Annotated in this window: 10 protein-coding genes; 3 read left to right on the forward strand and 7 right to left on the reverse strand. The window is 68.3% G+C overall.

What is annotated here, in order from left to right; all coding sequences use genetic code 11:
* Nucleotides 1-59 precede the first annotated feature (59 nt).
* The 4 genes from ssb to ACK4OE_RS02485 form a co-directional block, all read right to left on the reverse strand.
* Complete coding sequence (gene ssb / locus ACK4OE_RS02470; RefSeq protein WP_409882761.1) at nt 60-611, reverse strand: single-stranded DNA-binding protein; 552 nt, start codon at nt 609-611, stop codon at nt 60-62.
* 115 nt (nt 612-726) lie between these two features.
* Nucleotides 727-1,905: an MFS transporter gene (locus tag ACK4OE_RS02475; protein WP_409882763.1), complete on the reverse strand. Its 1,179-nt coding sequence runs from the start codon at nt 1,903-1,905 to the stop codon at nt 727-729.
* A gap of 131 nt (nt 1,906-2,036) precedes the next feature.
* The gene (locus tag ACK4OE_RS02480; protein WP_409882764.1) at nt 2,037-2,453 is read right to left on the reverse strand and encodes an IPTL-CTERM sorting domain-containing protein; all 417 of its coding nucleotides are present in this window, start codon (nt 2,451-2,453) and stop codon (nt 2,037-2,039) included.
* Between the two features lie 168 nt (nt 2,454-2,621).
* Nucleotides 2,622-3,680 carry a helix-turn-helix domain-containing protein gene (locus ACK4OE_RS02485; RefSeq protein ID WP_409882766.1) on the reverse strand — a complete coding sequence of 353 codons (1,059 nt, stop codon included), beginning with the start codon at nt 3,678-3,680 and terminating at the stop codon, nt 2,622-2,624.
* Nucleotides 3,681-3,759: 79 nt separating this feature from the next.
* On the opposite strand from ACK4OE_RS02485, the gene uvrA reads away from it, so the two are divergent.
* The gene (gene uvrA / locus ACK4OE_RS02490; RefSeq protein WP_409882767.1) at nt 3,760-6,831 is read left to right on the forward strand and encodes an excinuclease ABC subunit UvrA; all 3,072 of its coding nucleotides are present in this window, start codon (nt 3,760-3,762) and stop codon (nt 6,829-6,831) included.
* 55 nt (nt 6,832-6,886) lie between these two features.
* Here uvrA and ACK4OE_RS02495 read toward each other — a convergent pair whose 3' ends face one another.
* On the reverse strand, nt 6,887-7,900 hold the full coding sequence (locus ACK4OE_RS02495) for an alpha/beta hydrolase (RefSeq protein WP_409882769.1): 1,014 nt from the start codon (nt 7,898-7,900) through the stop codon (nt 6,887-6,889).
* Nucleotides 7,901-7,966: 66 nt separating this feature from the next.
* Entirely contained in the window at nt 7,967-8,563 is a 597-nt protein-coding gene (locus tag ACK4OE_RS02500; RefSeq protein ID WP_409882770.1) for a hypothetical protein, read from the reverse strand.
* A 227-nt stretch (nt 8,564-8,790) separates the two neighbouring features.
* On the opposite strand from ACK4OE_RS02500, the gene ACK4OE_RS02505 reads away from it, so the two are divergent.
* Both ACK4OE_RS02505 and ACK4OE_RS02510 read left to right on the forward strand, forming a co-directional pair.
* Nucleotides 8,791-9,543 (forward strand): response regulator, encoded by a 753-nt coding sequence (locus ACK4OE_RS02505; RefSeq protein WP_409882772.1) that lies wholly within the window; start codon nt 8,791-8,793, stop codon nt 9,541-9,543.
* Nucleotides 9,540-10,925 carry an ATP-binding protein gene (locus ACK4OE_RS02510; RefSeq protein WP_409882773.1) on the forward strand — a complete coding sequence of 462 codons (1,386 nt, stop codon included), beginning with the start codon at nt 9,540-9,542 and terminating at the stop codon, nt 10,923-10,925. The genes ACK4OE_RS02505 and ACK4OE_RS02510 overlap by 4 nt, the downstream gene beginning before the upstream one ends.
* 132 nt (nt 10,926-11,057) lie before the next feature.
* Here the strand turns inward: ACK4OE_RS02510 and ACK4OE_RS02515 are convergent, their stop codons facing one another.
* Entirely contained in the window at nt 11,058-13,016 is a 1,959-nt protein-coding gene (locus ACK4OE_RS02515) for a sigma-54-dependent Fis family transcriptional regulator (RefSeq protein WP_409882774.1), read from the reverse strand.
* Nucleotides 13,017-13,194 lie beyond the last annotated feature (178 nt).

Consider the following 13,194-nt stretch of genomic DNA (forward strand, 5'->3'; position numbering starts at 1 on the left):
AGGGCTTTTTTGCGGATGATAGGACAACCTCCCTACCCATCCTGGTGTGACGTGTCGACTCAAAACGGAATGTCGTCGTCCATGTCATCAAACCCCGAAGCCGCACGCGGTGCCTGTGCGGCTGGCGCAGGCGCGGGCCGTGCAACAGGGGCTGCCATCGGGCGCGGAGGAGGCGCCGCGCGGCGTGGGGCCTGGTCGTAACCGCCCTGGTCACCGCCGTCGTCATAGCCGCCGCCTTGCTGGCCACCTCCGGCGCCACCGGGGCCGCCCATGCCCTGGCGGCCACCCAGCATCTGCATCTGGTCGGCGCGGATCTCGGTGCTGTACTTTTCAACGCCGCTCTGGTCGGTCCATTTGCGGGTGCGCAGGCTGCCTTCGACATACACCTGCGAGCCCTTGCGCAGGTACTGGCCCACGATTTCAGCCAGGCGGCCGTTGAACACGACGCGGTGCCACTCGGTGGCTTCCTTCATTTCGCCGGATTGCTTGTCTTTCCACTTGTCGGTGGTGGCAATGGTCACGTTGGCCACCTGGTCGCCGCTGGGAAACGTGCGCATTTCAGGGTCGCGGCCCAGGTTGCCGACGATGATGACTTTGTTGATGGATGCCATGGGGGTGTGTGCCTTTTCGGTAACGTGGAAGCGCCGGATTTGGAGGGGGTTTCCGGGCGCCAAACGCGCCATTGTGCCGCAACTGTGGCTGTCTGGAACCTCTTTGGGGCAGTGCTCAGTGGCCGCCGCGCCCCGTCGGCCGCAGGGGCCACGTCAGCACCAGCCACAGTGCCGTGAGCGCGGTGGTGGCTGCAAACAGGCCGGGTGCGCCCGCCCATTTCACCAGCGCGCCACCCAGCGCGCCCCCTGCAAACAGGCCCAGGGACTGCAGAGTGTTGTAGCTGCCCAGTGCCGCGCCGCGCAGGGCCGCAGGCGCCATGCGCGAGACCAGGCTGGGCTGGCTGGCCTCCAGCGCGTTGAACCCACAAAAGAAGACAAACATCAGCGGCCCCAGCACCCACAGCGTGGGCGCCACACCACTGACGGCCAGCGCACCCAGCCCGGCCTGAACAACGAGGACGAGCGCAATGGCACCCAGCAGCGCCGCTCGCAGCCGGCCCGCGCGTTCCAACGCAAACAGGCCGCCCATGGCGCCAAACGACAGCACCACGGCAGGCAGGTACACCTGCCAGTGATGGTCTCTGCTGAGCCCCGCCTGTACCAGCATGGCAGGCACCGCCACCCACATCGACAACTGCACCGTGTGCAGCACAAACACGCCCAGATTCAGGCGCAGCAGGTCGGGGTGGGCCCACACATCGGCCAGGCGACCCCGGGGGGCGTTCTTGTGCAGCGCGGGCTCGGGTGGCACCCACCACACCACCACCGCCACGCCCGCCAGCGCCAGGGCGCAGGTCAGGCCAAACAGGCCCGCCAGCCCGATGTGCGCCGTCAGCACCGGCGCCGCTACCAGCGCCACCGCAAACATCAGCCCAATGCTGCCGCCCACCAGCGCCATCGCCTTGGTGCGCACCCCATCACGCGTCTGGTCGGCCAGCAGCGCCGTGACCGCCGCCGACACCGCCCCCGCGCCCTGCAGAGCACGGCCCACCAGCAGCCCGGTCAATGAATCCGCCAGAGCTGCCAGCAAGCTGCCGGCCGCAAACACCAGCAAGCCCAGCACGATGACGCGCTTGCGGCCAAACCGGTCCGACGCCAGGCCCAGGGGCAGCTGCAGCATGGCTTGCGTCAGGCCATAAATACCCATGGCCAATCCGACCAGCGCAGGGTCGTCGCCCCCCGGGTACTTGCGTGCCTCCAGCGCGAAGACGGGCAGCACCAGAAACAGGCCCAGCATGCGCAACGCAAAGATCAGCGCCAAGCTGACGCTGGAGCGGCGCTCCAGCGGGGTCATGTCGCTGCTGGGTGTAGGGGGCCGCGTTGCGGCCGCGGCTGACAAGGAAGAAGAATCCGGCACGGTGTGCGCTAAGGCCCGAGGAAGCAAAACCGGGATTTTCGCCCATTGGGCGCCGTGGCGGTCGGAAGTCAGCGTCTGTGCCGCTTTTGGCGCCGGTCCATCCACGCCATCCAGCCCACCACCCCGGCCAGCAGGCCCAGCGCCCAAGGGTTGTCGATGGGGGTGGGAATGCTGGATTGGTCGTGGTGCCGGTGCACACCACCCGCTGCAGGCCGCGCAGGCGCGGGGGATGGGCGTTGCGCTGCCGGTGTGGGGCCCCCGCCAAGCCCTATAGCCGCGTGTGGGTCGGGCTGGTACAGGGCCACCGTCATTGCGGCAGTGTCTTGCGCAGGCGGGGTGCGGGGCGGAGGTACCTCCGCACAGGCGGCAAACGTGGCGCCCAGCGCCCAAGTGAATACCGTCCCTGCAACGCCCGCTCGCACATTGGCGCGGCCTGCGGCGGAATACGGGCGTTGATGGGGCGACAAAAAAGCTGCGTTCGGCATGGGTGGGTGCGCTGTCCCTGGGTGGGCGCGGGGCGCCTCGCCGGGGATTCATGGGGTGTGCCAGATCGTATGCGGCGCCCCCGCAGCGGTTTGCCTGTGGGTCCAGCGTTTGTTGACTGTTCGTCCCAGTCTGTGCCATGGCGTCGGCCCAACCGCAGAGGCCGGGGCTCAGAGACTGCCGTAAGCGCCGTGCAAGCCCCGCACCCAGGCCGCGTACTCGGGCGAATGGCCGTGCAAGTGGGGCGCATGGCCCCCGGCCAGGTGGGAGGGCGCCCTTGCCTCTGAGGGTGCCAGGTCAAAAGCCGCACGGAACGCCCGGCTGAAGTGGGCATTGCTGGCAAACCCCGCCCTCGCGGCCACCTCTGCCACGCGCAGGCGGCGGTTGGCCGGGTTGGACAATGTGTGGTAGGCCTGCAGCAAACGGCGCTGCTGCACATGGTGGGCTACGCCCCCCAGAGGTTCAAACAGCCTGTACAGCGCGCTGCGCGAGATGCCGAAGGTGTGGCACAACGCCTCGGCACTCAGGTCGGCGCTCAGGTGGCGCTGGATATGGCGCTGTATGCGCTCCAGCGTCACGCCGTCGATGGCGGCCCGCGCCTCGTGGCGGGTCCGTGCGCTGGGCAGCACGCAGGCCGCCAGCATCTGCACGGTGGCGCGGGCAACGGCAGGTGCATCATCCAGCGCAATGCCGGGCAGGCGATGTTGCAGCGACAGCAGATGGTCGCCCAGCAAGCCACCCAGCGCTGAATCGCCCCGCAGCACGGTGCCGTGCAGGTCCGAATCCTGAACGCCCATCGCCTCATGGATCAGATCGCGCGGCACGATGAGGGTCAGCACATGCGACAGGCGCGCAAAGGTCCGCAGGGTACGGCCCAGGTCCAGAATGACAATGTCGCCACCACGCACCTCCATGTCGGTGCCCGCGTCGCGCTGGCCCACAAAGCCGCCCGTGCGATACCACTGCACCAGATAGTGGTCGAGACCGTCGCGCAGCACGCGGGCCTGCGAGCGCATGAACTGCTGCCCCGCAAAGTGCAGGTCGCCCACGAGCAGGTTGCCAAGGTGCGTGGCTTGCACCGTCGCCTGGAAAGAGGCTATTTGCTCCATGGCGAGAGGCGCGACATCAAACACCACCGAAATGCTGCTGCGCCACGCGTCAAAGCGGGCCTCGCCAACCTGCTGGTCGGTGGTGAACAAGGTGGAGGGCAGAGAGCGCGCGGCGGGCATGGAACGCTGATTATGGAAGAGCTGCGCGGAATATGCCGGTGACCTATCATGGTTGGTTTTCCTGCACCGAGCCCGCCCTGTGAACCCACCTCCCGCTGCCGCCGACCCCTCTGCCCGACCCGACGATGGTGCCTATCTGGCCCGCGTCCTGCGCGAGCAGCGCATCAGCATCCGCGGCGCGCGCACGCACAACCTCAAGAACATCGACCTCGACATCCCGCGCAACCAGCTGGTGGTGATCACCGGGCTGTCAGGCTCGGGCAAGTCGAGCCTCGCGTTCGACACGCTGTATGCCGAAGGGCAGCGGCGCTATGTGGAGAGCCTCTCGGCCTATGCGCGGCAGTTTCTGGGGCGGCTCGACAAGCCCGATGTGGATCTGATCGAGGGCCTGTCGCCTGCGATTTCCATCGAGCAGAAGGCTACCAGCCACAACCCACGCTCCACCGTGGGCACCGTGACCGAGATCCACGACTACTTGCGCCTGCTGTACGCCCGCGCCGGCACGCCGTTTTGCCCCGACCACAACCTGCCGCTGGCGGCGCAGACGGTGAGCCAGATGGTGGACGCCGTGCTGGCCCTGCCCGAGGACACCAAGCTCATGCTGCTGGCGCCCGTGGCGCGCGAGAAGAAGGGCGAGTTCACCGAGCTGTTTGCGCAGATGCAGGCGCTGGGCTACATCCGCTTTCGGGTGGATGGGCAGATCTACGAGCACGAAAACCTGCCGCAGCTCAAAAAGACCGAGAAGCACAACATCGACGTGGTGATCGACCGCATCAAGGTGCGGGCCGACCTGCAGCAGCGCCTGGCCGAAAGCATCGAGGCGGTGCTGCGCGTGGGGGGGCACGAGGGCAATGGCCGTGTGCTGGCGCTGGAGATGGACACGGGGCAAGAGCACCTGTTCAGTAGCAAATTTGCTTGCCCGGTGTGCAGCTATTCGCTGCCCGAGCTGGAGCCGCGCCTGTTCTCGTTCAACTCGCCCATGGGCGCATGCCCCGCGTGTGACGGCATCGGCCAGCGCGATGTGTTCGACCCGGCGCGTGTGGTGGCCTTCCCCACGCTGAGCCTGGCCAGCGGCGCCATCAAGGGCTGGGACCGGCGCAACGGTTACTACTTTGCGATGCTGGAGAGCCTGGCCAAGCACTACGCGTTTGACATTGAGGCGCCGTTTGAATCGCTGCCTGCCCCCGTGCAGCACGCCATCCTGCACGGCTCGGGCGAGGAAGAAATCGCCTTCAGCTACATCATGGACAGCGGTGCCTCCAAGGGCAAGGTGTATGCCAAGAAACACCCGTTCGAGGGCATCATCCCCAACATGTCGCGACGCTACCGCGAGACCGATTCGGTGGTGGTGCGCGAGGACCTGGCGCGCTTTCGTAGCACGCAGCCCTGCCCCGAATGCCACGGCACCCGCCTGCGCCGTGAAGCCCGCCACGTGCGGCTGGGCGAGGGCGAGCAGGCCCGCGCCATCTTCGAAGTGAGCCACGCCACACTGAACACCGCCCACACCTGGTTCAACGACCTGAAGCTCACGGGCTCCAAGGCCGAGATTGCCGACAAGGTGGTGCGCGAGATCGCTACGCGCCTGCAGTTTTTGAACGACGTGGGCCTGAGCTACCTGAGCCTGGACCGCAGCGCCGAAACGCTCAGCGGCGGCGAGGCGCAGCGCATTCGCCTGGCGTCACAAATCGGCTCGGGCCTCACGGGCGTGATGTACGTGCTGGACGAGCCCAGCATCGGCCTGCACCAGCGCGACAACGACCGCCTGATCGCCACCCTCAAACACCTGCGTGACATTGGCAACAGCGTGATCGTGGTGGAGCACGACGAAGACATGATGCGCGCCGCCGACCATGTGATCGACATGGGCCCCGGCGCGGGCGTGCACGGCGGGCGCGTGATGGCGCAGGGCACGTACGACGAAGTGCGGGCCAATGCGCAGTCGCTCACCGGCCAGTACCTGTCGGGCGCGCGCACCATTGCCGTGCCAAAGCGCCGCACGCCCTGGCTGCCGGTACTGGAGCAAGCTGCGCCTGTGGTGGAGGCCAAGGCCAAATCGCGCTTTCCGCAAACCGAGGCGAGCAAACGCCGCGCCGAACGCATGGCCGAGCACCACGCGCGCCAGGGCGCCGTGCAGGCGCTGCGCGTGGCGGGCGCCACGGGCAACAACCTGAAGGGCGTGACGGTGGACTTTCCGGTGGGGCTGCTCACCTGCGTGACGGGCGTGTCGGGCTCGGGCAAGAGCACGCTGGTCAACGACACGCTGTACGCTGCCGTGGCCCGCCAGCTGTACCGCGCGCACGAAGAGCCAGCCCCGCACGACGAGATAGTGGGCATCGAATACTTCGACAAGGTCATCAACGTAGACCAAAGCCCCATTGGCCGCACGCCACGCAGCAACCCCGCGACCTACACCGGCCTGTTCACGCCCATCCGCGAACTGATGGCCGAGGTGAACACCGCCAAGGAGCGTGGCTACGGCCCTGGGCGCTTTTCCTTCAACGTGGCCGGTGGCCGCTGCGAAGCCTGCCAGGGCGACGGCGTGGTGAAGGTGGAGATGCACTTTTTGCCCGACGTGTACGTGCCCTGCGACATCTGCCACGGCCAGCGCTACAACCGCGAGACGCTGGAAGTGCTGTGGAAGGGCAAGAACATCGCGCAGATCCTGGAGCTGACGGTGGAAGACGCCGCCGCCTTCTTCAAGGACGTGCCCACCATCGCCCGCAAGCTGCAGACGCTGCTGGATGTGGGCCTGTCGTACATCCGCCTCGGCCAGGCCGCCACCACCCTCTCAGGCGGTGAGGCGCAGCGGGTGAAGCTGGCGCAGGAGCTGTCCAAACGCGACACCGGCCGCACGCTCTACATCCTGGACGAGCCCACCACGGGCCTGCACTTTGCCGACATTGACCTGCTGCTCAAGGTGCTGCACCAGCTGCGCGATGCGGGCAACACCATCGTCATCATCGAGCACAACCTCGACGTGATCAAAACCGCCGACTGGCTCATCGACATGGGCCCCGAGGGTGGTGCGGGCGGTGGCACCGTGGTGGGCGTGGGCACGCCCGAGGAGCTGGCGGCCAACCCGGCCAGTCACACGGGGCGGTATCTGGCGCCGTATCTGGCGCAACACCTACGGGCTAAATCTGCGGGCTAAATCTTAATAAAAATGGCCTCCAGCGCTTATAAATAAAGCGCTAACAGCTATTTATTTAATAGCAAATGGCAGCGCCACACCGCAACCGCCGCGCCACCTCAGCGTCCAGCGATCCCATGAAGACCTCCACCGCCCGGGTGTAGTCGCTCTCCAGCCCCAGCTGGGCGTTGATTTCGCCATGGTCCAGGTCCTGCGGCAGCACCTCGGCGCGGCCGCCCTGGTTGCGCACGTGGCGGGCCATGGCATCGGCCTGCGTGCAAGGCTGGTCGGCCCGTTCGGTAGAACACACCATCTGCATCGGCGGCGCGCCCGCCGTCCATTGGTGAAAGGGCGACAGCGCCAGCCAGTAGGCCGGGTCGCTGCCAAAGGCGTCGTCGTACAGCGGCATGTGCGGCGCACGCATGTAAGCAGGTACGTTCATCACAGCGCTGTCGAGCGACACCGCGCCCAGCCACGGCCAGGCCCCTTCGCGTAAGGCCTGCGGGGCGCGGGCATTGAGCAGGGCCACCAGGTGGGCACCGGCCGAGTGGCCCATGAGGATTAAGCGGCTCGGGTCGCCACCCCAGGTGGACACGCGCTGCTGCGCAGCCATGAGGGCGGCCTGCACGTCGCGCTCTTGCACCGCCACAGGGGCATTGGGCAGCATGCGGTAATTGATGGAGATGAGGATGAAGCCCTTGGGTACCCAGCGGTTCACCTTCTCTTGCACCACACGGCCCATGGCCTTGTCGCCATGCCGCCAGCCGCCGCCATGCACCATGAAGATGACCGGCGCGCGCACCGCGCTGGCCACCAGGCTGTTGGTGCCCGTGCCAGCGCCTGTGGGGCTGGTGGGCACATACACGTCCATGCGCTGTGCAGGGTCCGCGCCATAAGGCACATCGGCAATGCGCTGCACGCCTGTGGGCAGGGCGGCCTCGGTAGCCGCCGCTTGCTTTTGTGCGATCAGGGCACGCAGGCGTCCACCGTTTTGTGGGGTGGCTTGCGCGGTGGTCTGGGCCTGCACGCTGGTGGTGGCCAGCGTGAGGGCGGCAAGGGCGGCCACAGTGAGGAGGTGGCGCAGGGACATGGGAAGACTCCTGGAAAAGGACGTGTGAATCAGGGGAGGTGATGGCGGTGTGAGGTGTGACCCATCTCAAGGCCGGGTGGGGCAGGCCATGGCCGTGCCGCTGGCGTCGTAGCAGGTGGCGCTGCGGCTCAAGCCGCTGTCCTTGCTGTAGCTGCTCTGCGTCTGCACGCTGTTGCCGGTGACCGCACTGGTGGCGGTGGTGCTGCGGGCCTGCGCCACGGTGCCGTCGGCGTTGCGGCTCGCCCCGCCGCTGCTGTGCAGGCTGCCCTGGGCATTCTGGGCGGACACCGTGCCGCTGTGGCTGGCGCTACCGTCTGCGCTGCGCGTGGTGCTGCCCTGGCGTGCGGCCACCCCGCCCTGCGCGCCGACGGCTGCGCCGCGGCTGGTCACGCTGCCGCTGCCCTGCCCATCGGTGGTGGCGGTGCGGCCGCGCAGCATCACGCCGTTCGGGCCACTGCGGGCCACGCCGGTGTGGGTGGTGGTACTGCCATCGGCGTTGTGTTCCACGCTCCGGCGGGTGCGGGCCTGCGCTTCGGTGGGGGCGGCCAGCGCCAGCACGGCGCTCAGCCCCAGGGTGGCGAGGGCGGGTAACACAAGCACACCCGCTGCCAGCGCGGGGCGGTGCAGCAGGTCGTTGTCAGCGGGGTGGGGCAGCAAAGGCATGGTGGTCGACTCCTTGGGGTTTGCCTTGGGATGTGGCATGGCCGTACTGTGGGTCCCGGGTGTGAGCCATTGATGGCAGAAATCCGCCGATGTATGACAAACCATGACAAACGACTGCGGCGCCGTCATGCCTTGTCATGGCTGGGGGTTCATGGCCCGCCGTACCGTCCAAGTAGCGCCTACCATTGCCACCACGCCGCCTTCACTTGCCACGTTGCTCCCTGCCCATGACCGACCCCCTGGCCAAAATCCTGGTCGCCGATGACGAGCCCGACCTGCGTGCCCTGCTGCAGCGCTACCTCATCGACCAGGGCTATTCCGTGCGCGCTGTCGATGGCGCGGGCCCGCTGGATGTGTTGCTGCAGCGCGAGCGCTTTGATGTGCTGGTGCTCGACGTGATGATGCCGGGCGAGGACGGCCTGGCCATCTGCCGCCGCCTGCGCGCGCAGGGCGAGACCATTCCCATCCTCATGCTCACCGCACGCGGCGACCCGGTAGACCGCATCGTCGGCCTGGAGATGGGTGCAGACGACTACCTGCCCAAGCCTTTCAACCCGCGCGAGCTGCTGGCCCGCATCCAGGCCCTGGTGCGCCGCCAGCGCATGCTGGGCGCGCACACCGGGCCGCAGGGCGTGTACGGCGTGCAGGGGCGGCTGGCGTTTGGCGACTTTGTGCTGCTGCCCGCCGAGCGGCGGCTGGAAAAGGCGGGGGCGGACATTCCCCTCACGACCGGCGAATTCGCCCTGCTGCTGGCGCTGGCCCAGAACCCGCAGCGCCCGCTGGGCCGCGACCGGCTCATGGCCCTGGCCTATGGCCCCGACCACACGGCCACCGACCGAAGCATCGACGTACAGGTGATGCGCCTGCGCAAGCTCATCGAGGCCGACCTGACCCAGCCGCGCCACATCCGCACTGTATGGGGCGTGGGCTATGTGTTTGTGCCCGATGGCGCGGCGCTAGGCGGAGGAGGCAAGCCGTGACAGCGCCCGCAACACTGCCCCGCCGCTTTGGGCTTTGGCCGCGCAGCCTGCTCGGGCGCAACCTGCTGCTGATGTCCGTGCTCATCGTGCTGGGCCAACTGGTGGCGGCCGTGTTGGTGCGACAGATGATCTTCAAACCCCGCGTGGCGCAGGTGGCCGATGGCGTGGCGCGCAACGTGTCTGCGATGCGCTCGGGGCTGCAGGCACTGCCCCCGGCGCAGCGTGTGGCATTTGTCGAGGCGTTCAACAGGCAGGCCGTGTTGTCCGCACCGCCCGTTGCGCCGGAGAGCGCAGCGCGGCGCGCGCTGCTGTCGCCCATGGAGCGGCAGTTTGTGCAGGCGGTGTCGCGCCGTCTGGGTGCGGACCATGCTGCGACACAGACACCGCAACCGCTATGGCGCCGCGACAGCACCGGCGTGCTGTCCCTGCGTGTGGTGCACGAGGGCGCGGAAGGCGCCGAGAGCTATTGGCTCAACCTCCCCAGCGTGTTCCCCAGCCGTGAGTTCACCGGCGCCTGGCTGGCCGCAACGCTGGCCAGCATGCTGCTGGCGCTGTTGGGGGCCTGGTGGCTGCAGCGCCATATCAACCGACCGCTGGCGCAGGTGGTGACAGCGGCCCGGCAATTGGCAAAGGGCCAGCCGCCCGCGCCGCTGCCGGAGGACGGGCCCGAAGAAATTGCCACCGTCGGCCGCAGTTTCAACCACATGGCACACAGCCTGGCTGCGGCCGAGCAGGAGCGCGCGTTGATGCTGGCCGGTGTGTCGCACGACCTGCGCACGCCGCTGACCAAGCTGCGCCTGGGGGTAGAGATTGCGGGTCCGCAGGTCGATGCACCGCTTGCGGCCAGCATGGCGCGCGGCATCGACGAGATGGATGGCATCGTGGGCCAATTCCTTCAGTTCGCACGCAGCGGCGAGGCCGAGGCGCCCACCACCGCATCGCTCAACGACCTGGCCCAGGCTGTGGCCGAGGCGCAGGCCGACCATGGCCGCGCACTGCAACTGGAGCTGGGTACCCTGCCTGAGGCACCTGTGCGCCCCCAGGCCCTGCGCCGCGCGCTGGACAATCTGGTGGAAAACGCCTTGCGCCACGGTGCGCCGCCGGTAGTGTTGCGCACAGGGGCAGACGCCACCCATGTATGGCTGGAGGTGCAGGACCAGGGCCCCGGCATCACCGCCGAAGAGATCGACCGCATGCGCCAGCCCTTTGCACGCGGGGGCGGCCATGCGCGCACCGGCGCACCGGGCGCGGGGCTGGGCTTGGCCATCGTGGAGCGCGTGGTGCGCAGCCACTGCGGTCGGCTCGAGCTACACAGCGGGCCCGGCGTGGGGCTGCGGGCGCGGCTGGTGTTGCCGCTGGGTGGAGTTGTCGCAGGTGTCTGATGGCGCGAGCCGCGTCCTGACCCTGCCGGGCTCTGAAATTTGAGTAAAAAGTGCCTCAAGCGCTAGTGCAATATGCGGCACCAACTCTCAAATGCATAGCAAACCCTGCGGGCGGCAGCCCGCCCTCTGCCGTCAAGGCACAGGCATCTTCAGCTTGCGGTACAGCGTCTGCCGGCTGATGCCCAGCTGGCGCGCTGCCTGCGACATGTTGCCGCGAGCGGCCTGCAGCGCCTGGTCGATGGCGGCCTGGGACAGCTGCTGCAGGCTGAGGGCGGCGGGCAGGACATCCGTGCCAGTGCCTGCTGCGGCTTCGCTGCGCGGGGATGCGGGCGCCGCCGTGAGCGCCTGCACCAGGTCGTCGGGCATATGGTCCCAGCCCAGCGTGTCTTCGCCCTCGGCCAGCATGGCGCAGGCGGTGCGCAGCACGTTGGCCAGCTGGCGCAGGTTGCCGGGCCAGGGGTAGGCGGCCAGGCGGGCCAGCAGGTCGGGGGCCGTCTGCACGTCAAAACCCAGGCCCTGCTCGGTGGCCAGGTCGGCCAGCAGGCGCTGCAGCAGCGCCACAAAGTCGCTGCGCTCGCGCAGTGCGGGCAGTTGCACGGTGAGGCCGTTGATGCGGTAGTACAGGTCTTGCCGAAACCGCCCTTGCTCCGCCGCCTGCATAAGCTGGTTGTGCGTGGCGCAGACCAGCGCAAAGTCCACCGGCACGGCCTTGCTGGCGCCCACGGGCGTCACGCTGCGCTCTTGCAGCACGCGCAGCAGGCGGGTTTGCAGGGCCAGCGGCATGTCGCCGATTTCGTCGAGGAACAGCGTGCCGCCATGGGCTTCGCGCAGGCGGCCCAGGTGGCCTTCCTTGCGCGCGCCGGTGAAGGCACCGGCCACGTGGCCAAACAGTTCGGATTCGATCAGGTTCTCAGGAATGGCGGCGCAGTTGATGGCCACAAACGGTGCGTCGCGGCGCGGGCCGCTGGCGTGCAGGGCGCGTGCAAACACCTCTTTGCCCACGCCGGATTCGCCCTGGATGAGCACCGGGATCGGCTTGGCGACCACGCGGCGGGCCTTGTCAGCTGCGGCGCGCCAGCGGGCGTCGCCGGTGTCCAGCAGCGCCAGTGCGTCTTGCGCGGGCGCTGTGCGGGCCGCCGTGGTGGACTGCGACGGGGTGACCCACGCGGCGGCATCGATCTGCACCTGGGCAAACAGCAAGGCGCCGTGGGGTGTCCGCAAGGCCTGCGGCTGGTGCGGACGGCGCTTGTGGTGCGAGAGCAGGTCATCCAGCCGCACGTCCAGCACGCGCTCCAGCAAGGTGGCGCCCACGTCGCCCGCGTGCAGGCCCAGCTGCGCCAGGCCTACGCGGTTGGCGCCCACGATCCAGCCGTCGGCCGACACCGCCACGATGCCCTCGGCTACGCTGCCAATGCCCTCGGGTGCGCTGTGCAGATGCAGGCGGATGTTGCGTTTGCAGGTGGCGGCCAGCAGGCGGTTTTCGATCATGCGCGCAGCGGTGCTGACCAGGCCCAGCGTGTGGGCGTGGCCGTTGCGGTAGTCGCCCGAGATGTCGAGGATGCCCAGCAGCTCGCCGGTGGCCGACAGGATGGGCGAGGCTGCGCAGGTGAGAAAGCTGTTGCGCTCCAGAAAATGCTCGCCGCCATGCACCTCCACCGCACAGGCCTCGGCCAGGGCCGTGCCGATGGCGTTGGTGCCCCGGTGGGCCTCGTGCCAGGATGCACCGCTGGTCAGCGCCACGCGCTCGGCCTTGTCGACAAAGTGCGGGTCGCCCAGCGTGTGCATTAGCATGCCGCGCCGGTCGGCCAGCACCACCACGCTCTGGCTGTGGCGCACTTGCTCAAACAGGTATTCCATGACGGGCCGCGAATGCGCCAGCAGCTCGGGGTTGCTGGCCAGCACCTGGCGCAGCGTGCCGCTGCTGGGGTGGTCAATGCCCTGGGGCCGCCCGGTGGGCACCAGGCCCGCTGCCATGCTGCGCGACCAGGAGCGCGCCAGGCGCTCGTCCACCAGGCCGCTGGGGCACTGGCCAGAGTCCAGCAGGTGCTGGCGGGCCTGTCGCAGGGCGACGGGGGATGTGTTGGGGCGCACGCTTTGTCTCCGTGCAGGGTCATGGTGCCCTGCTTTGGTGGTTGGCAGGGCCAGTATGGCGGCCAGCGTAGCCCGGTGCAAGGGCGTTGGCGCAAGGGTGGCGCCAACTGTTCCATTTCGTGACAGGTGTGCCGTGCTGGCACAGCCCAGTGTTGTCCGCCGCACCACGCGCCGTGCC

The sequence above is a fragment of the Acidovorax sp. genome (assembly GCF_046314175.1).
Taxonomy (GTDB): domain Bacteria; phylum Pseudomonadota; class Gammaproteobacteria; order Burkholderiales; family Burkholderiaceae_C; genus Acidovorax.

Coding starts and splice junctions, on each gene's coding strand:
- ACK4OE_RS02500 (WP_409882770.1), bottom strand. CDS start 8,563: ATGCCTTTGCTGCCCCACCCCGCTGACAACGACCTGCTGCACCGCCCC.
- ACK4OE_RS02505 (WP_409882772.1), top strand. CDS start 8,791: ATGACCGACCCCCTGGCCAAAATCCTGGTCGCCGATGACGAGCCCGAC.
- ssb (WP_409882761.1), bottom strand. CDS start 611: ATGGCATCCATCAACAAAGTCATCATCGTCGGCAACCTGGGCCGCGAC.
- ACK4OE_RS02475 (WP_409882763.1), bottom strand. CDS start 1,905: ATGACCCCGCTGGAGCGCCGCTCCAGCGTCAGCTTGGCGCTGATCTTT.
- ACK4OE_RS02495 (WP_409882769.1), bottom strand. CDS start 7,900: ATGTCCCTGCGCCACCTCCTCACTGTGGCCGCCCTTGCCGCCCTCACG.
- ACK4OE_RS02485 (WP_409882766.1), bottom strand. CDS start 3,680: ATGCCCGCCGCGCGCTCTCTGCCCTCCACCTTGTTCACCACCGACCAG.
- ACK4OE_RS02480 (WP_409882764.1), bottom strand. CDS start 2,453: ATGCCGAACGCAGCTTTTTTGTCGCCCCATCAACGCCCGTATTCCGCC.